Here is a 17258-nt window from a genome sequence, read left to right on the forward strand (position 1 = left end):
CGGCCGCGCGCGGCGGCGACAATGCCGCCATGGTCGAGATCCCCGCACCGCCCCGGGTCCTGGTCGTCGAGCACGAGGCCGAGTGCCCGCCGGGACTCTGGGGCGGCTGGCTGACCGAAGCCGGCCTGCGGCTGCACGTCGTACGGCCCTACCGGGGCGACGCCCTGCCGCGGGACCCCGGGCGGTACGACGGCCTGCTCGTCCTGGGCGGGTCGCCCGGGCCGCTGGACGACGACCGCCACCCGTGGCTGCCGGCCACCCGTGCCCTCCTGCGGGCGGCGTTCGAGCGCGGGACTCCCACGTTCGGCATCTGCCTCGGCGCCGAGCTGACGACCGTGGAGCTGGGCGGCCGGGTCGGCCGCCGCCGCACGCCGCAGATCGGCGTGTACGAGCTGGAGTTGCTGCCCGCCGCGGCGGGCGATCCCGTCTTCGGGGGCCTGTCCGGCACCCCGCCGGCCATGCTCTGGCACCTGGAGGAGATGACCGTACTGCCGCCGGGGGCGGTGCCGCTGATCGCCGGCACCGGGTCCCCGCACCAGGCTTTCCGCATCGGCGCGCACACGTGGGGAACCCAGTTCCATCCCGAGGCGACACCGGGGATCGTGGCCGAGTGGGGCAGGGAGAGCGACGTACTGCGCAGGGCTGGGGCCGCCGCGGACGAGATCGTCGCACAGCTCACCGCTGCGCGGACCGCAACGGAACGGGCCTGGCGTCCGGTCGCCCTGCGCTGGGCCGCCCTCGTCGGTGGCGGGCGTCCGGGCGGCTCCCGGCCCTCCTGAACGGTGCCGTTCCCACGGGCTATATTCTGCGGCCCGGGACGCGGCCGACCAGGGCCGGCGCGAGGAAGGGGGGTGCGTTCCGTCATGGCGACACCCATGGGCACGCTGGATCTTTTCGACCGGGAGTACGTGCTCGACCCCTTCCCGGTGTGGGACGGCCTGCGGGAGAACGCGCCGGTGCGCTACGAACCGGACACCGGTCTGTGGCTGGTGAGCCGGTACGACGACGTACGCGCCGTACTGCTCGACACGGACACCTTCCTCGTGGACAACGCCATGGACGCGATCGGCCGCTTCTCGGTGGCGACGCTGCGCGTCCTGGCCGGCGTCAGATTCGCCCTGCCGCCCACCCTCGCCAGCAACGGCGGCGAGAGCCACGCCGGGTACCGGGGCCTCATGACCAGGTTCCTCGGCGCCCGGGCCGTCGCCGCGGCCGTGCCGATGATCGAGCGGGTGACGGGGGAGTGCCTGGACGAGGTCGAACGACGGCTCGACGCCGACGGCGTCTGCGACCTGGCCACCACGCTGGCGCGGGACGTTCCGCTGCGGGTCCTGCTGAACGTGCTGGGACTCCGCGTGGGCGACGAAGTCGACATGGACACGCTGACCCGGTGGAGCGACGCCTCGCTCGAACTCTTCTGGGGGCGGCCGGACGACGCCCGGCAGACCGAGCTCGCTGGTGAGGCGGCCGACTTCTACGCCTGGCTCAGGGACCTGGTCACCGGACAGGACGCCGCGCCCGGCACACTGCTCGCCGCGCTGGAGGCGCACCGGCTGCCGGACGGCGCGCCCGCGACCACGGCCGAGAGGGCCGCTGTCCTCTACTTCATCGTCATCGCGGGCCAGGCGACCACCCGGCAGATGCTGAGCATCATGTACCGGCGCGCGCTGACGGAACCGGGACTGTGGCGGCGGTTCGCGGACCGGCCCGCCGACGTGGCGCCCTGGGCGGAGGAGGTGCTCCGCCGGGAGCCCCCCATCACCACCTGGCGGCGGGTCACCGGCCGGCCCGTCACGCTGTCCGGCGTGGACCTTCCGGCGGGCGCGCCCCTGCTGCTCATGCTCGCCTCCACCGGTTCGGACCCCGAGGTGTTCGACGAACCCGAGCAGCTCTGCCCGCACCGGCCCAACCGGCGGCAGCACCTGGCCTTCGGCGTCGGGCGGCACAGGTGCTCCGGAGCCGAACTGGCCAGGGCGGAGGCCGAAGCGGTGCTGCGGACGACCGCGGCGCGGCTGCCCGGCCTCAGGCTCGCGAACCCCACGACGCCGCCCCCGATGCTGGGGCTGCTGTCCTTCCGCGCGCCGCTGCACGTGCCCGTGGAGCGCGCCGCGTCCCGCCCCGGCGCAGGGCGGGACGCGGCGGCCCGCTGATCAGACGACGGCCGGGGTCTCCTGCCGCACGGTGATCGCGTTCAGGCGGATCGTGTACCGCGCGGTGTCCCCGACGGTGAGCGCCCGGACCTCCTCCGGGCCGAGCCCCACGGTGATGTTGGCGCAGAAGGCGACGGCGTACAGGGAGTCCCCGCCCTCCTCGTCCCGGAGGGCGAACAGCAGGTTGTAGTAGTAGCTCGTACGGTCCGGGTCCTCCCGGTAGAAGGAGAGGTGGGTGCCCTCCTGCCGGCCCAGACCCACGAACGCTCCGGTGAGCGCTCCCTCGACCGCCTCCCAGAAGGCCGGGCCGGCCGACGGCAGGGGCAGGGCCTGGCGTACGGCCTCCTTGAGGGACAGGATCATGACGCTGACCGGGGCGGTCTCCTGGAGCCCCCAGCCGCGGACGATCTTCACCGTCGAGCAGTGCGGAATGCCGCTCGCCGCCCGGCTGATCTCACCGAAGTCGAAGTCCACCGTCGCCGGCGCGATCGCGTGCTGGAAGCCGGCCTCGATGTTGCGCGCCCGGTCCATGAAAGACGACCCCACCTCGAAGACCGTCTTGAACGTCGTCTTCTCGGCGGCGATCCGGTCAGCCATTGCTGCTCCTGTGTGTCGGAAGTGATCGCGCCCGGCGCAAGTATGCCGTGAGCCCTTCCGCCCGCCGCACGGGGCGGGGTTCGTCCCGGTCCGTCACAGGGCGTCGCCGGGCAACCAGGACAGATCGTCCAGATCCAGCTCGGGGACGGGCTGCTGACCGTCGGTCAGGGGCTGCTCCACCCACATGACCTTGCCGGTCGGCGTGTACCTGGTGCCCCACCGGCCCGCGAACTGCGAGACGAGGAACAGCCCGCGGCCGCCCTCGTCCGTCGTGGCGGCCCGCCGCAGGTGCGGCGCGGTGCTGCTGCCGTCCGACACCTCGCAGATCAGCCCCCGCTCGTACATCAGCCGCACGTGGATGGGCTCCGAGCCGTAGCGGATCGCGTTGGTGATCAGCTCGCTGAGCATGAGCTCGGTCGTGAACCCGATGTCCGCGAGCCCCCACGTCTCCAGCTGCCGGCCGCACGCCGCGCGCACCGGGGCGACGGCCGCCGGGTCGGACGGTACGTCCCAGTCGGCGACGCGCGTGCGGTCCAGCAGGTGCGTGCGGGCCACCAGCAGCGCGATGTCGTCCCTGCGGTGCTCGGGCAGCATCGCGTCGAACACGGCCTGGCAGGTCTCCTCGGGCGTCGGGTCCGAGGGGTCCGCGAGGGTCCGGCGCAGCAGGCGCAGTCCGGAGTCGATGTCGCGCTCGCGGTGCTCGATGAGCCCGTCGGTGTAGAGCACGAGGCGGCTGCCCTCCGGCAGCCGTACCTCGGCGGTCTCGAACGGCAGGCCGTGCAGACCGAGGGGCGGGAAGACCGGCACTTCGAGGAACTCCACCGTGCCGTCGGGGCGGACCAGGGCGGGCGCGAAGTGCCCCGCCGTGGCCACGGAGCACACCCCGGAGACCGGATCGTAGATCGCGTACAGGCAGGTGGCGCCCGAGATGCCGTCGCCGCCGTCGCCCCCCTCCTCGTGGTCGATGCGCGAGACCAGCTCGTCGAGGTGGCCCAGGAGTTCGTCCGGGGCCAGGTCCAGGGCGGAGAAGTTGTGGACCGCGGTCCGCAGCCGGCCCATGGTGGCGGCGGCGTGCAGGCCGTGCCCGACGACGTCGCCCACCACGAGCGCCACCCGGGCGCCCGGCAGCGGGATGACGTCGAACCAGTCGCCGCCCACCCCGGCCTGCGCGGGCAGATAGCGGTAGGCCACGTCCAGGGCGTCCTGCTCGGGCAGGACGCGCGGCAGCAGGCTGCGCTGGAGCGTCACAGCCATGGCGTGCTCGCGGCTGAAGCGGCGGGCGTTGTCGATGGCGACCGCGGCGCGGGCGGCCAGCTCCTCGGCGAACGCCAGGTCCTCCTCGCCGAACCGCTCGGTGGCCTCCGAGCGCCAGAAGTTCGCCATGCCCAGGACGACCCCGCGGGCCTGGAGCGGCACCGAGACCAGGGAACGGATGCCGAAGGCCAGGGCCCGGTCGGCGCCCTCCGGGTCCTGCGACCGCCAGCCGTGGGCGACCACCAGGTCGGCCTCCAGGACCGCGTGGCCGCTCGACAGAGCAGCCGCCATGGGCGTCGTGGGAACGACGAACCTGATCAGGTCGCCCACCGGCTGGAACGGGCGTTCGGCGGGCCCGCCGCTCACCGCCGCGCGCCGCATCTCGGTGTGGGCGCCGTCCGGCTCCTCGCCGCGCAGTACGGGGTCCAGCAGCTCCACCGTGGCGAAGTCGGCGAACCCGGGGACCGCGACCTCCGCCAGTTCCTCCGCGGTGCGCACCACGTCCAGCGTGGTGCCGATCCGCACCCCGGCCTCGTACAGCAGCTTCAGGCGCTCCCGGGCCACCTCCGCCGCACCGGACAGCGCCCGCAGGTCCGTGGTGTCCCGGAGCGTGGCGGCGGTGCCGGGCAGTCCGCCGTACGGGGCGGTGGGCCGGGTGTTGACGGCCAGCAGCCGGTCCCCGGCCAGGTGCACCGCGTCGGTGACGGTGCGGCCGGAGACGAGCAGCCTTGCGACGGCGTCGTCGAGGCCCAGCTCGGTGACGTGGCGCCCCTCCGCGCCGGCGGGCAGTTCGAGGAGCCTGCGCGCCTCGTCGTTGGCCAGCGTCAGCCGCCCGTCGTCGTCGACGATGAGCACGCCCTCCCGGACGGCGTGCAGAACGGCGTCGTGGTGCTCGTACATCCGGGTCATCTCGGTCGGCCCGAGGCCGTGCGTCTGGCGCCGCAGCCGCCTGCTGACGATGACGGCGCTGCCGACGGCCAGCGCGAGGGCCGCTGCGCCGGAGCCGAGCAGTATCGGCAGATGGCGGTCGACGGCGTCCCCGACGTTCTCGACCGTCACACCGGCGGCGACCAGACCGACGACGGCACCGGTGGTGTCGGTGACGGGGACGACAGCCCGCGCCGCGTCGTTCGGGGCGCCCTCGAAGATCTCGGTGAAGGGCTCGCCGGCCGTCGCCCGCCCGACGCCCTCGGCGCGCCCGCCGACCAGCGCCGGGTCGGTGTCGGCGATCCGGGTGCCGTCCGGCCTCATCACGGCTATGAAGTCCACGCCCGCTCCCCGCTGGGCCGCGCCCACGTGGGCGCGCAGCGCGGAGGTCGGATCGGGGGAGCGCAGGGCCTCGACGGTGCCGGGGGCGTCCGCGAACGCCTCGGCGGTGGCGAGGGAGCGGTTACGGGCGTCCAGCTCGCTGTCGTTGCGCGTCTGGAACGCGAGCGCGACGACGGCGGCGGTGATCAGCAGCACGGCGACGACGATCTGGAGGAGGAGCACCTGACCGGCGGCGCTGCGTACCTCCAGCCGGGAACGCACCCCTCGCCGAGACGAGCGTGGTGACCCGACACCCCTGGGTCGTCCGGGACGTCCGCTCATGCCCTATTTCTAACATTTTGCGCAAATTATGGGGCGCGCTATTGCTCTGCCTGCCCCGGCGAGACGCCCGCAAGGGTCTCGCCGGGGCAGGCAGCGGGTTCTTCTAGTACGGGCCGTTCACGTTGTCGATCGAGCCGTACCGGTCGGCCGCGTAGTTGCACGCGGCGGTGATGTTGGCCACCGGGTCGTAGCTGTCCATCGAGGTGCCGGGCACGTGGTAGGCCGCGAACGTGGGCGCGATGACCTGGAGCAGGCCCTTGGACGGCGTACCGGCCACGGCGTTGGAGTCCCAGTTGTTGATGGCCATCGGGTTGCCCGAGGACTCGCGCATGATGTTGCGGTGGATGCCCTCGTACGTGCCGGGGATGCCGTGCTTGGCCATGATGGCCAGCGACTCCTTGATCCAGCCGTCCAGGTCGTTCGTGTACGTCGTGGTCTTGGCCACGGCGGCACGGGCCTGCGAGCGGTCGGCGCGGTCGGCGGCCGGGGCGGCCTTCGCCTTGGCCTTCGCGGGCGCCTTGGCCTTCGCGCCGATCGTCAGCTTGAGACCGGGGTGGATCAGCGAGGGCTTGTCGCCGATGACCGCGCGGTTGTCCTCGTACAGCTCTTTCCAGCCGCTCAGCGAGTGGTCATCGGCGATCTTGGAAAGGGAGTCGCCCGAGACCACGGTGTAGGTCTTGGGGGCGGCCTTCGCGGCGGCGGCGGGCTGCGCCGCGCCCGCGGTGGTCGCGCCCAGCAGGGGCAGGATCAGCGCGGCACCACCGGTACCGGCGGCGATGAAGCCGCGGCGGAGCGATCTGGTCTGGGAACGGCGGTGCTTACCCTTCGAGGGCATGACGAATTCCTCTCCGTCGCCTGCGAGGTGAGCTGTCGGGTTCGGGCTGGAGATGCCCGGTCGCACGGTCGGTGCGACTTCACCCCAAGCCGTTCCGGATTCCCGGATCGGCGGCTTACCTGGGTCCCCCGCTCCTGCCGTACGTGAGTGTGAGTGGGTTGTGGATTCCGGACGGCGGCAGGATTCGGCGGTCCACCCGGATTGGGGGTGACCGTAAGCGAGAGGAGCCGCGAAGAACAAGCCCCGCATTCGCCGCGGCAATCTCCGGGCGTATCCGGGCGTGGGAACTCCTGTCACTGTGCGTGGGCGGGAAACCCAACTTTCTTCCGGCGTACCGGAACTGACGGTGGGCAGAGTTTTCGCATTCCCCGGAGGACGTGACTGGTATCACGAGCGGCGGCCTGCGGCGGCCTTTCCGGCGAACCGCTCATGTCGGTTATTACCTGCCGGAAACGGGCATCTTGCCAGTGTGTCGGGGTGAATGGCCCGCCCGTGTACGGAAGTTGGGTTTCCCGGTGGTGCGCGGGGGTGTGCCGACCTCGCCTCGGCCAGAACCGGCATGTTCGGAGCCGGACAAAAAGGATCAGATGGATATAAAAAATCCTCACGCGGGTATCCGCTGATCATGACTGAGAACAGGACCAGGCCGCTGGCCGTCGTCACCGGCGCCTCCACCGGCATCGGCTACGAGCTGGCCAGGCAGTTCGCCGGGCACGGATTCGACCTCGTGCTCGCCGCCGAGAACGCCGGGATCGGCGCGGCGGCGGACGAGATGCGGGACCGCGGAGCCGTCGTCCACGTCGTGCGCACCGATCTGGCCACCCGGGAGGGGACCGACCGCCTGCTCGGCGCCGTCGCGGCGACCGGGCGGCCCGTCGACGCCGCCGCGCTCAACGCCGGCATCGGGCAGGGCGGGGCCTTCCTCGACACCGGCATCGAGGACGAGGAGCGCGTGATCGACCTCAACATCACCTCCACCGTGCGGCTGGCGAAGGGCCTGCTGCCGGACATGGTGGCGCGTGACCAGGGCCGGCTCCTGTTCACGTCGTCGATCGCCGCGACCGTCCCCGGCTCCTTCCACGCCGTCTACAACGCGACGAAGTCCTTCGTGCAGTCCTTCGCCCAGGCGCTGGGGGACGAACTCAGGGGCACCGGTGTGACGGTCACCTCCCTGATGCCGGGGGCCACGGAGACGCCCTTCTTCCACCGCGCCGGCCTGGACGACACCCGGGTGGGGCGGCAGAAGAAGGACGATCCCCAGGAGGTGGCCCGGCAGGGCTTCGAGGCGCTGATGGCCGGCCGCAGGAAGATCGTCGCCGGATCCGTGCGGACGAAGGCGCAGGGGCTCGTGAGCAGGGTCGTCCCCGACAGCCTCAAGGCCGCCGCCCACCGCAGGGCGGCGGAACCGGATCCCCGCACATCGAAGTGAGCGCCGGCGCGGGCGTCACGGCAGGGGCGTGCCGCCGGTGGCGTTGACGATCTCGGCCGTGATGTAACTCGCCTGCGGGGACGCGAGGAACACGTACGCCGGAGCCATCTCCGCCGGCTGCGCGGGCCGCCCCAGGGGCGACTGCTTTCCGAACTCCGTGGTGTCCGGCATGGTCGCCGGAATAAGAGGCGTCCACACCGGCCCCGGGGCGACCGCGTTGACGCGGATTCCGCTGGACGCCACCATCTGGGCGAGCCCTTGAGTGAAGGCGACAATGGCGGACTTCGTCATCGCGTAGTCCAGCAGATGCGGGCTGGGCTTGTACGCCTGGACGGAGGAGGAGTTGATGATGCTGCTTCCCTCGGGCATATGGGGGAGCGCCATCTTCGACAGCCAGAACATTCCGTAGAGATTCGTCTTCATGACGCGGTCGAATTGCTCGGTGGAAATGGAACCGATGCCGTCCGGCTGGGACATCTGATAGGCGGCGTTGTTCACCAGGATGTCGATGCGGCCGAATTCCGAGACGGCCCGCTCGACGAGCGACCGGCACTGTTCCTCTTCGCGGATGTCACAGGCCACCGCGACAGCCCTGCGGCCCGCGTCCTCGATCAGCCGCGCGGTCTCGGCCGCGTCCTTGTCCTCCTCCGGCAGATGGGTGAACAGCACATCGGCGCCCTCGCGGGCGAAGGCCAGGCACACCGCCCGGCCGATCCCCGAGTCGCCGCCGGTCACGACCGCGGCGCGACCGCTGAGCAGCCCGTTCCCCCAGTACGAGTCCTCTCCGTGGTCCGGCGGCGGGTCCATCGGGCCGGTCCATCCCGGGTGCTGCTGCTCCTGGTCCGGCAGCTTCGGCTGCGGGTGCTTCGTGACGGGGTTCTCCACCTCGCGGTTCTCGTCGTTCACGCAGGTCTCCTGCCTGGTCGGGTGTGTGACCCACCTTGGGTTCCCCGAAGCCGCCGACTCGAATCAGGGCGCCGCCGCCGGCCCCGGCGCACGTTCCGGAGCGGGGAGGCGGGCGCGGCGCCGTCGCCCCGCACCGGCGCGGCGCGGCCGGGGGCGCACACGTTGACGGGGATCATTCGAACGGGAAACTGCTGTCGAGCGGGCGAAACGGTGATCTTCGGTATGCGCGTCCTGTGCACTGCGATGCACTCCCCCTCCCAGACCCGCGAGGCCCTGCGCTTCGCCCTTCTGCTGTCCGGCGCGGGGCACGAAGTGCACATCGCCACCGAGGAGCACCTGCTCGGCCTGTTCCTCGACGAGGGCGTGAACGCGACCGCGTGCCTGCCGAGCCTCTTCGGTGACGCGACGGCGGCGGGGGAGGGGACCCGGGAGGCCGTCGAGCGGCTCCACAGCGGCACCGCGTCCGCCGGGACGGCGGCGCTCGTCCTCGCCGGCCCCCACCTGCTCGGCCACTTCAAGGCGCTGGACGCGGTGGCCCACGACTTCAAGCCGGACCTGCTGCTGCGCGACGCCATGGACGTCGCCGCCTGCCTGGTGGCCGAGAAACTCGGCGTGCCCCACGTGGCGTTGCCGTCCGGCGCCAAGGGCTTCACCGACCCGGACGCCCTGCTGCCCCTGCTCGACCAGTGGCGCTTCACGGCCGGCCTGCCGCCGCAGGGCGACCCCGGGTCCCTGACGGCGTACGGGCACCTCGACTACCTCCCGCCGGCCTGGACGTTCGCCCCGCACCTGCCCAGGCCCCTCGCCTACCGGCAGCCCGCCTGCGCCGATCCCCGCGCGAAGCTCCCCAGCTGGATCGTCGGCCTGCCCACCGACCGGCCCCTGGTGTACGCCGGGATCGGTTGCGCGATGCCGCTCTTCCTGCCCGGACCGGACGGGCACCGCGCACCGCCCGGCCGGCCGGACCCGGCGACCGTACTGCGCTCGATGATCGAGGGGCTCTCCCGGCTCGACTGCAACGCCGTGGTGTCGACCAGCGGCGTGGCCGTAGGAGCCGTCGACTCCGCGCCGCACGTGCACGTCGTCGACTCCGTGCCGCAGCCGCTCCTGCTGGAGGCGGCGGACCTGTTCCTCACCCACGGCGGCTACGCCGGCGTGCGCGAGTCGATCAGCACCGCGACCCCCATGGCGGTGCTGCCCCGCTCGGCCGACCAGCCCATGAACGCCCGGCGCGTCACGGAACTCGGCATCGGCCGCGAGGTCACCGACCCCACCCCCGCCGGCATCGCGTCGGCGTGCCGCCGCCTGCTCCAGGACGACTCGGTCCTGCGGCGGGTGAAGCAGGCCCGGCTGGCGTCCCTCGCCCTGCCGACCGTCGAGACGGCCGTCGGTGACCTGGAGAGCCTGGTCAACCACCACACGGCCGCACAATGAAACCCGGGTGTGGTACGTACGGGTGACCGAAGCGAAAGACGGCACCGACGATCTGGAGGAGTGGGCAGATGGCGCACGAACGAGCGGGACAACCGGCCGGACCTGACGATCTCACCGACGTGGCCCGGCTGGTGACGGCGTACTACGCCCTGCACCCGGACGTACGCGAGCCGGACCAGCGGGTCGCCTTCGGCACGTCGGGGCACCGGGGGTCCTCGCTGGCCACGGCCTTCAACGAGGACCACATCGCCGCGACCAGCCAGGCGATCTGCGAGTACCGCGGCCAACAGGGCGTCGACGGGCCGCTGTTCCTCGGCGCCGACACCCACGCGCTGTCCGAGCCGGCCCGCGTGACGGCCGTCGAGGTCTTCGCCGCCAACGGCGTGACCGTGCTCATCGACTCGGCCGACGGCTACACCCCCACCCCGGCGGTGTCCCACGCCATCCTCGCCCACAACCGCGGACGCAACTCCGGCCTCGCCGACGGCGTGGTCGTCACCCCGTCCCACAACCCGCCCGTGGACGGCGGCTTCAAGTACAACCCGCCCAGCGGCGGTCCGGCCGGATCCGAGGCGACCGGCTGGATCCAGGACCGGGCCAACGCCATCATCGCGGACGGCATGAAGGACGTACGGCGGCTGCCGTACACCAGCGCCCTCGCCGCGCCCACCACCGGCCGCTACGACTTCCTCGGCCACTACGTCTCCGACCTGCCCTCCGTCCTCGACCTCGACGCCGTACGCGCCGCGGGCGTGCGCATCGGCGCCGACCCGCTGGGCGGGGCGTCGGTCGCGTATTGGGGCCGCATCGCCGAGCAGCACCGGCTGGACCTGACCGTGGTCAACCCGCGGACCGACCCGACCTGGCGTTTCATGACGCTGGACTGGGACGGGAAGATCCGCATGGACTGCTCGTCGCCGCACGCCATGGCCTCGCTGATCGACGCCCGCGACCGCTACCAGATCGCGACGGGCAACGACGCCGACGCCGACCGGCACGGCATCGTCACGCCGGACGCCGGCCTGATGAACCCCAACCACTACCTGGCCACCGCCATCGGCTACCTCTACGCCCACCGCGACCAGTGGCCCGCGGGCGCCGGAGTGGGCAAGACGCTGGTGTCGTCCGGCATGATCGACCGGGTCGCGGCCGACCTCGGGCGCGCGCTCGTCGAAGTACCCGTGGGCTTCAAGTGGTTCGTCGACGGGCTGTCGAAGGGCGCGCTCGGCTTCGGCGGGGAGGAGTCGGCCGGCGCGTCCTTCCTGCGCCGCGACGGCTCGGTGTGGACCACCGACAAGGACGGCATCATCCTGGCCCTGCTCGCCGCCGAGATCCTCGCCGTCACCGGGAAGTCGCCCTCCGAGCACTACGCGGCGCTCACCGCCCGCTTCGGCGAGCCCGCCTACGCCCGCATCGACGCCCCCGCGACCCGGGAGGAGAAGGCGGTACTGGCACGCCTGTCGCCCGAGCAGATCACCGCCGGCTCCCTGGCGGGCGAGCCCGTCACCGCCGTCCTCACCGAGGCACCCGGCAACGGCGCGCCCATCGGCGGCATCAAGGTCACCACAGAGAACGCCTGGTTCGCCGCCCGCCCGTCCGGCACCGAGGACGTCTACAAGGTGTACGCCGAGTCCTTCCTCGGCCCCGACCACCTCGCCCGGGTCCAGGAGGAGGCCAAGGCCGTCGTCTCCACGGCGCTGGCGGGCTGACCGGCCCCTGTCGAGAGAGGTACGGTCTAGAGATATCTTGATGTCAAGCAATGTTGCAGACGTGGAGCGGAGCACCCGGTGACTGACTCGACCATCATCTACACACACACCGACGAGGCCCCGGCCCTGGCGACGTATTCGTTCTTGCCTGTGGTCGAGGCCTACGCCTCGACGGCCGGTGTCACGGTGGAGAGCCGCGACATCTCGCTCGCGGGGCGCATCATCGCCAGCTTCCCGGAGCACCTTCAGGAGAACCAGCGCATCGAGGACGCGCTCGCCGAGCTCGGCGAGCTGGCCAAGACGCCCGGTGCGAACATCATCAAGCTTCCGAACATCTCGGCCTCGATCCCGCAGCTGAAGGCCGCGATCGCCGAGCTCCAGGAGCAGGGCTACGCGCTGCCGGACTACCCGGACGACCCGAAGACCGACGCGGACAAGGACGTCCGCGCGCGGTACGACAAGGTCAAGGGCAGCGCCGTCAACCCCGTGCTGCGCGAGGGCAATTCCGACCGCCGCGCCCCCGCGTCGGTCAAGAACTACGCCAAGAAGCACCCGCACCGCATGGGCGCCTGGTCGGCCGACTCCAAGACCAACGTCGCGCACATGGACACCGACGACTTCCGCTCCACCGAGAAGTCCGCCGTCATCTCCGAGGCCGGCGCCCTGCGCATCGAGCTGGTGGGCGACGACGGCACGACCACCGTCCTGCGTGAGTCGGTGCCCGTCCTCGCGGGCGAGGTCGTCGACGCGGCCGTCATGCGCGTCGCGGCGCTGCGCGAGTTCTTCACCGCACAGGTGGCCCGCGCCAAGGCCGAGGGCGTGCTGTTCTCCGTGCACCTGAAGGCCACGATGATGAAGGTCTCCGACCCGATCATCTTCGGCCACGTGGTGCGCGCGTTCTTCCCGAAGACCTTCGCGCAGTACGGCGAGGCGCTCGCCGCCGCCGGCCTGTCGCCCAACGACGGCCTCGGCGGCATCCTCAAGGGCCTGGACTCGCTGCCGGCCGGTGCCGAGATCAAGGCGTCCTTCGAGGCCGAGCTCGCCGAGGGCCCGGCCCTCGCGATGGTCGACTCGGACAAGGGCATCACCAACCTGCACGTACCGAGCGACGTCATCGTCGACGCCTCGATGCCGGCCATGATCCGCACCTCCGGTCACATGTGGGGCCCGGACGGCCAGGAGGCCGACACCCTCGCGGTCCTCCCGGACAGCAGCTACGCCGGCATCTACCAGGTCGTCATCGACGACTGCCGCGCGAACGGCGCGTTCGACCCGGCCACGATGGGCTCGGTGCCGAACGTCGGCCTCATGGCCCAGAAGGCCGAGGAGTACGGCAGCCACGACAAGACCTTCGAGATCCCGGCCACCGGCACGGTCCGGGTCGTCGACGCGGCCGGCAACGCCGTCCTGGAGCAGGCCGTCGGCGCGGGCGACATCTTCCGCATGTGCCAGACCAAGGACCTGCCGATCCAGGACTGGGTCAAGCTGGCCGTCACCCGCGCCCGCGCGACCGGCGTCCCCGCCGTGTTCTGGCTCGACGAGACCCGCGCGCACGACCAGCAGCTGATCGCCAAGGTCCGCGCGTACCTCGCCGAGCACGACACCGAGGGCCTGCAGATCGAGATCATGTCCCCGGTCGAGGCGACCGCGTTCTCCCTGGAGCGCATCCGCCGCAGCGAGGACACCATCTCGGTGACCGGCAACGTCCTGCGCGACTACCTGACCGACCTGTTCCCGATCCTGGAGCTCGGCACCAGCGCGAAGATGCTGTCGGTCGTCCCGCTCATGAACGGCGGCGGACTGTTCGAGACCGGCGCCGGCGGCTCCGCGCCCAAGCACGTGCAGCAGCTCGTCAAGGAGAACTACCTGCGCTGGGACAGCCTCGGTGAGTTCCTCGCCCTCGCGGTGAGCTTCGAGCACCTCGCGCAGACGACGGACAACGCGCGCGCCCAGGTGCTCGCCGACACCCTCGACCGCGCGACCGCGACCTTCCTCGAGGAGGACAAGTCGCCGAGCCGTCGCCTCGGTGGCATCGACAACCGCGGCAGCCACTTCTACCTGGCCCTGTACTGGGCCCAGGAGCTGGCGCGCCAGAGCGCGGACACCCAGCTCGCGGAGGCGTTCGCGCCGCTCGCCAAGACGCTGGCCGAGCAGGAGCAGACCATCGTCGGCGAGCTGATCGCGGTACAGGGCTCGCCGGCCGAAATCGGCGGCTACTACCGTCCCGACGCCGCGAAGGCCGCGGCCGTCATGCGTCCTTCGACGACCTTCAACGAGGCCCTCGCGACGCTCGGCTGACGCGGCGGCGCCTGTCGCCCCCGCCGTACGCCCCGGCGTACGGTCCGCCCCGGTCCGCTTTCCGCGCGGGCCGGGGCGGACCCGTGTCCACCGGCCTCAGGCGCCAGTGCCACCCGGCTTCAGCCCACGGATGCGGCCCGCGAGTTCCCGCTGGAAGAAGTCGATGAAACCGTCCGGGTCGGGCCCCGCGTTCTGCATGACCAGCCGGTCGAAGCCCGCGTCGACGAACGGCTGCGCCACCTCGGCGTACCGGGCCGGGTCAGTGCCGCAGGCGAACTTCTGGAGGATGTCCTCCTCGCGCACCGTCGTGGTCGCCGCGTCGAAGTTGACCGGATTCGGCAGCTCGCTCATGACCTTCCACCCGGTCACCGCCCAGCGCGAGGTCTCCAGCGCGGCCTTGGCGGCGGTGCGCTCGTCGGCCGCCCAGGCCATCGGGACCTCCGCGTAGCGCGGGCCGTCGCCGCCCGCGTCGCGGTACTGCCGGACGATGTCCGCCTTGTCCTCGGTGGCGAACAGGCCGTCGCCCAGTTCCGCGGCGATCCGCGTCGACGCCGGGCCGCTCGCCGCCACCGCGATCAGGGGCAGCTCCTCGGGCAGGTCGAACACCCGGGCGTCCTCCAGCCTCAGGTGCTTGCCGTCGTACGACCGGTAGCCGCCGCTCCACAGCAGCCGGATGATCTCCAGCGCCTCGCGGAGCATCTCGTGGCGCGTGCTGACGGCGTCGGGGAAGCCGACGCCGACGACGTGCTCGTTGAGCCGCTCGCCCGAGCCGACACCCAGGACGAAGCGGCCGTCCGACAGCAGGGCGAGCGTCGCCGCGGCCTGCGCGACGATCGCCGGGTGGTAGCGCACGGTCGGGCACGTCACACCGGTCGCGAGGCCGATCCGCGAGGTCTTCGCCGCGATGCTGCCCAGCACGGTCCACGCGAACGGCGAATGGCCCTGGTTGTCGAGCCAGGGATGGTAGTGGTCGCTGATCTCGACGAAGTCGAAACCCGCCTGTTCCGCCAGAACCGCCTGTCGCACCAGCTCCGCCGGGCCGAAGGCCTCGGCGGCGAGCTTGTAGCCGATCTGCATCTGCCAGCCTTCCTCACGTGTCTCGCGCGCTGTCCTCGCGCACCAACCGGTCGTCCGCGCAGAGGTACCCCTTCCGCCGGGGGTGCCCCCGGGCTTTCACCCGGTCGGACCCGGAGCGCACCCCGGGGGTACCCGGCGGGCGGCCGGGCAATCGGATGACGCCGGTCCGGTCACGCCGTGGCGCGCTGGCCGCCGTCCCGGGGCGGGCGTAGGAAGTGTGAGGGAGCCGGCCCGGGGTGGCGAAGCCCCGGGCGGCTCCCTTCGCCATGAGGCACAAGGATGGGAAGACGACACGTGACAACAGCCAGAGAGATCATGACCCCCGGGACCGAGTGCATCGGAGCGGACGAGACGGTGCTGGTCGCCGCCCGGAAGATGACGGAACTGGGCGTGGGCGCCCTGCCGATCTGCGGCACCGACAACAAGCTCAAGGGCATGCTGACCGACCGCGACATCGTCGTGAAGGTCCTGGGCGCCGGCAAGGACCCCGCGCAGACCAACGCGGGCGAACTCGCGCAGGGCGAGGCGGTGACCATCGGCGCCGACGACGACGCCGACGAGATCCTGCGCACCATGACCTCGCACAAGGTCCGCCGGCTGCCCGTCATCGACGGGCACGACCTGGTCGGCATCGTCGCGCAGGCCGACGTCGCCCGCGCGCTTCCCGACCCGCAGGTGGGCGACCTGCTCCAGGCCCTCTCCACGGACTGACCCGCGGCGGCCCGCAGGCCGCCCCGTGCGGTGTCAGGACTGCTTGCCCCGGCCCGACAGGGCGTCGCGCATCCGGTCCACGAGTCCCGTGCCCGGAGCGAGCAGCTTGTTCGCCGGCGGCTTGTCGGGAGCGGCGGGGTGCGGCCGGGTCGGCGCCGTCTTCTTGGCCTGCCGGACCTTCTCGCCCAGCTCGTTCAGCATCTCGGGCGTGCACGCCTCGCGCAGCCGGGGGAAGAGGTTGTTCTCCTCGTCCAGGACGTGCGTCCTGATCTCCGTCATCAACTTGCCCACCAGCATGTCGAACTGCGGGTCGTCCGCCTCGTAGTTCTCCAGGTCCTTCATGGTCCGCTCGGCCTCGGCGTGGTCCTCCAGCTCCTTGTCGGCCAGCGCGTCACCGCCCGGGACGTGCTCGCGGACCGCCGGGTAGAGGTACGCCTCCTCCGCGACCGAGTGGCGGACCAGCTCCATCGTGACCTGGTCCGCGTACACCTTCCGCTGGCTGTCGCCGGCCGGAAGCTCCTCGATGTTGGTGAACAGCTCCTCCACCTCCTGATGGTCCGTGGTCAGTTCCGTGATGACGTCTCCGCCGTGTCCCATGGTGTCGCTCCTCGCTGTGGTTGGTGTGACCCGGCCCACGGTCCGTTCGTGACCCGTGTCCTTCCCCCGCAGACAAGCGGGGGGTAGCGTTCCGGTCTTCGATCCCGACGTATACGGACGGCCCGGACATGCCCGCAGACCTCTCCCCGCTCATAGCGGCGACCGCGCAGTGGCTCACCCGCGCCTACCCGTCGGGCGGCGGCGCGATGGACTCGGCCCTCTGCGAGGTACAGGCCCGGCAGGCGGTGACGGTCGCGGCCCGGCTGCGTTATCCGACCCCGATGGACGCCGCGCTCGTCGCGGTGGCCGGCCCCGGGGGAGCGGACCGGCTCGACTGGGTCACCGGATCCGAGGGCGCCGGTGACGACCCCGCTTCGTACGCGTGGCGCACCTGGGTCGACGAGATCGTGGCGAGCTGGGCGGCCTGCCTGCTCGGCGCCCCCGCCCTGGCCGGGAGCGCGGTGAGCGCGCTCGCGCGGTACGCGCACGGCACGCCGGCCGAGTTCCGGCGCCTGCTCACCCCCGACGCCCGGGACCGGCGGGCCGCCGCGCTGCTGCGCCACCCCGACCTGCTCGCGCCCGTGGCCGCGCTCCACCAGGACCTGCTCCTCGACCGCCTGAAGCCCGGGCCGGCGCTGATCGCCTGAGACCCGGGCCGACGCGGACCGGCG

At 72.1% G+C, this 17258-nt stretch carries 14 protein-coding genes and 1 riboswitch; of the genes, 8 read left to right on the forward strand and 6 right to left on the reverse strand.

The window, feature by feature from the left end:
* Window positions 1-29: 29 nt before the first annotated feature.
* Together ACWGH0_RS18630 and ACWGH0_RS18635 are read left to right on the forward strand one after the other, a co-directional pair.
* Window positions 30-779: a type 1 glutamine amidotransferase gene (locus ACWGH0_RS18630; protein WP_453405245.1), complete on the forward strand. Its 750-nt coding sequence runs from the start codon at window positions 30-32 to the stop codon at window positions 777-779.
* An 84-nt stretch (window positions 780-863) separates the two neighbouring features.
* On the forward strand, window positions 864-2150 hold the full coding sequence (locus ACWGH0_RS18635; RefSeq protein ID WP_453405246.1) for a cytochrome P450: 1287 nt from the start codon (window positions 864-866) through the stop codon (window positions 2148-2150).
* Here the strand turns inward: ACWGH0_RS18635 and ACWGH0_RS18640 are convergent, their stop codons facing one another.
* From ACWGH0_RS18640 to ACWGH0_RS18650, 3 genes are all read right to left on the reverse strand, one after another.
* On the reverse strand, window positions 2151-2747 hold the full coding sequence (locus ACWGH0_RS18640) for a Type-2Aa cytolytic delta-endotoxin (RefSeq protein ID WP_453405247.1): 597 nt from the start codon (window positions 2745-2747) through the stop codon (window positions 2151-2153).
* Window positions 2748-2840: 93 nt separating this feature from the next.
* The gene (locus ACWGH0_RS18645; protein WP_453405248.1) at window positions 2841-5591 is read right to left on the reverse strand and encodes a SpoIIE family protein phosphatase; all 2751 of its coding nucleotides are present in this window, start codon (window positions 5589-5591) and stop codon (window positions 2841-2843) included.
* Window positions 5592-5694: 103 nt separating this feature from the next.
* Window positions 5695-6426: a LysM peptidoglycan-binding domain-containing protein gene (locus ACWGH0_RS18650; protein WP_453405249.1), complete on the reverse strand. Its 732-nt coding sequence runs from the start codon at window positions 6424-6426 to the stop codon at window positions 5695-5697.
* A 4-nt stretch (window positions 6427-6430) separates the two neighbouring features.
* Window positions 6431-6592: riboswitch (cyclic di-AMP (ydaO/yuaA leader) on the reverse strand.
* 459 nt (window positions 6593-7051) lie between these two features.
* Here ACWGH0_RS18650 and ACWGH0_RS18655 point away from each other — a divergent pair.
* On the forward strand, window positions 7052-7855 hold the full coding sequence (locus tag ACWGH0_RS18655; RefSeq protein ID WP_453405250.1) for an SDR family NAD(P)-dependent oxidoreductase: 804 nt from the start codon (window positions 7052-7054) through the stop codon (window positions 7853-7855).
* 15 nt (window positions 7856-7870) lie between these two features.
* Here the strand turns inward: ACWGH0_RS18655 and ACWGH0_RS18660 are convergent, their stop codons facing one another.
* Window positions 7871-8761: an SDR family oxidoreductase gene (locus ACWGH0_RS18660; RefSeq protein WP_453405251.1), complete on the reverse strand. Its 891-nt coding sequence runs from the start codon at window positions 8759-8761 to the stop codon at window positions 7871-7873.
* 243 nt (window positions 8762-9004) lie between these two features.
* On the opposite strand from ACWGH0_RS18660, the gene ACWGH0_RS18665 reads away from it, so the two are divergent.
* The 3 genes from ACWGH0_RS18665 to ACWGH0_RS18675 all read left to right on the forward strand — a co-directional run bounded on the left by ACWGH0_RS18665 (window position 9005) and on the right by ACWGH0_RS18675 (window position 14202).
* Window positions 9005-10195 carry a glycosyltransferase gene (locus ACWGH0_RS18665; RefSeq protein WP_453405252.1) on the forward strand — a complete coding sequence of 397 codons (1191 nt, stop codon included), beginning with the start codon at window positions 9005-9007 and terminating at the stop codon, window positions 10193-10195.
* 68 nt (window positions 10196-10263) lie between these two features.
* Window positions 10264-11904 (forward strand): phosphoglucomutase (alpha-D-glucose-1,6-bisphosphate-dependent), encoded by a 1641-nt coding sequence (gene pgm / locus ACWGH0_RS18670; RefSeq protein ID WP_453405253.1) that lies wholly within the window; start codon window positions 10264-10266, stop codon window positions 11902-11904.
* 78 nt (window positions 11905-11982) lie between these two features.
* Window positions 11983-14202 (forward strand): NADP-dependent isocitrate dehydrogenase, encoded by a 2220-nt coding sequence (locus tag ACWGH0_RS18675; protein WP_453405254.1) that lies wholly within the window; start codon window positions 11983-11985, stop codon window positions 14200-14202.
* 96 nt (window positions 14203-14298) lie between these two features.
* Here the strand turns inward: ACWGH0_RS18675 and ACWGH0_RS18680 are convergent, their stop codons facing one another.
* Entirely contained in the window at window positions 14299-15279 is a 981-nt protein-coding gene (locus ACWGH0_RS18680) for a TIGR03557 family F420-dependent LLM class oxidoreductase (protein ID WP_453405255.1), read from the reverse strand.
* A 294-nt stretch (window positions 15280-15573) separates the two neighbouring features.
* Here ACWGH0_RS18680 and ACWGH0_RS18685 point away from each other — a divergent pair, with 294 nt between their 5' ends.
* Window positions 15574-15990 carry a CBS domain-containing protein gene (locus ACWGH0_RS18685; protein ID WP_453405256.1) on the forward strand — a complete coding sequence of 139 codons (417 nt, stop codon included), beginning with the start codon at window positions 15574-15576 and terminating at the stop codon, window positions 15988-15990.
* A gap of 33 nt (window positions 15991-16023) precedes the next feature.
* Here the strand turns inward: ACWGH0_RS18685 and ACWGH0_RS18690 are convergent, their stop codons facing one another.
* A complete protein-coding gene (locus ACWGH0_RS18690) occupies window positions 16024-16587 on the reverse strand; it encodes a hemerythrin domain-containing protein (protein ID WP_453405257.1) in 564 nt (187 codons plus the stop codon).
* Between the two features lie 128 nt (window positions 16588-16715).
* Here ACWGH0_RS18690 and ACWGH0_RS18695 point away from each other — a divergent pair, with 128 nt between their 5' ends.
* Window positions 16716-17234: a hypothetical protein gene (locus ACWGH0_RS18695; RefSeq protein ID WP_453405258.1), complete on the forward strand. Its 519-nt coding sequence runs from the start codon at window positions 16716-16718 to the stop codon at window positions 17232-17234.
* The last annotated feature ends 24 nt before the right edge of the window (window positions 17235-17258 follow it).

Source organism: Streptomyces sp. NPDC054887 (genome assembly GCF_053610585.1).

Excerpts from the sequence above, each read along its gene's own strand:
- ACWGH0_RS18630 (WP_453405245.1), top strand. The coding sequence starts at position 30 with ATGGTCGAGATCCCCGCACCGCCCCGGGTCCTGGTCGTCGAGCACGAG.
- ACWGH0_RS18635 (WP_453405246.1), top strand. The coding sequence starts at position 864 with ATGGCGACACCCATGGGCACGCTGGATCTTTTCGACCGGGAGTACGTG.
- ACWGH0_RS18640 (WP_453405247.1), bottom strand. The coding sequence starts at position 2,747 with ATGGCTGACCGGATCGCCGCCGAGAAGACGACGTTCAAGACGGTCTTC.
- ACWGH0_RS18645 (WP_453405248.1), bottom strand. The coding sequence starts at position 5,591 with ATGAGCGGACGTCCCGGACGACCCAGGGGTGTCGGGTCACCACGCTCG.
- ACWGH0_RS18650 (WP_453405249.1), bottom strand. The coding sequence starts at position 6,426 with ATGCCCTCGAAGGGTAAGCACCGCCGTTCCCAGACCAGATCGCTCCGC.
- ACWGH0_RS18655 (WP_453405250.1), top strand. The coding sequence starts at position 7,052 with ATGACTGAGAACAGGACCAGGCCGCTGGCCGTCGTCACCGGCGCCTCC.
- ACWGH0_RS18665 (WP_453405252.1), top strand. The coding sequence starts at position 9,005 with ATGCACTCCCCCTCCCAGACCCGCGAGGCCCTGCGCTTCGCCCTTCTG.
- pgm (WP_453405253.1), top strand. The coding sequence starts at position 10,264 with ATGGCGCACGAACGAGCGGGACAACCGGCCGGACCTGACGATCTCACC.
- ACWGH0_RS18680 (WP_453405255.1), bottom strand. The coding sequence starts at position 15,279 with ATGCAGATCGGCTACAAGCTCGCCGCCGAGGCCTTCGGCCCGGCGGAG.
- ACWGH0_RS18690 (WP_453405257.1), bottom strand. The coding sequence starts at position 16,587 with ATGGGACACGGCGGAGACGTCATCACGGAACTGACCACGGACCATCAG.
- ACWGH0_RS18695 (WP_453405258.1), top strand. The coding sequence starts at position 16,716 with ATGCCCGCAGACCTCTCCCCGCTCATAGCGGCGACCGCGCAGTGGCTC.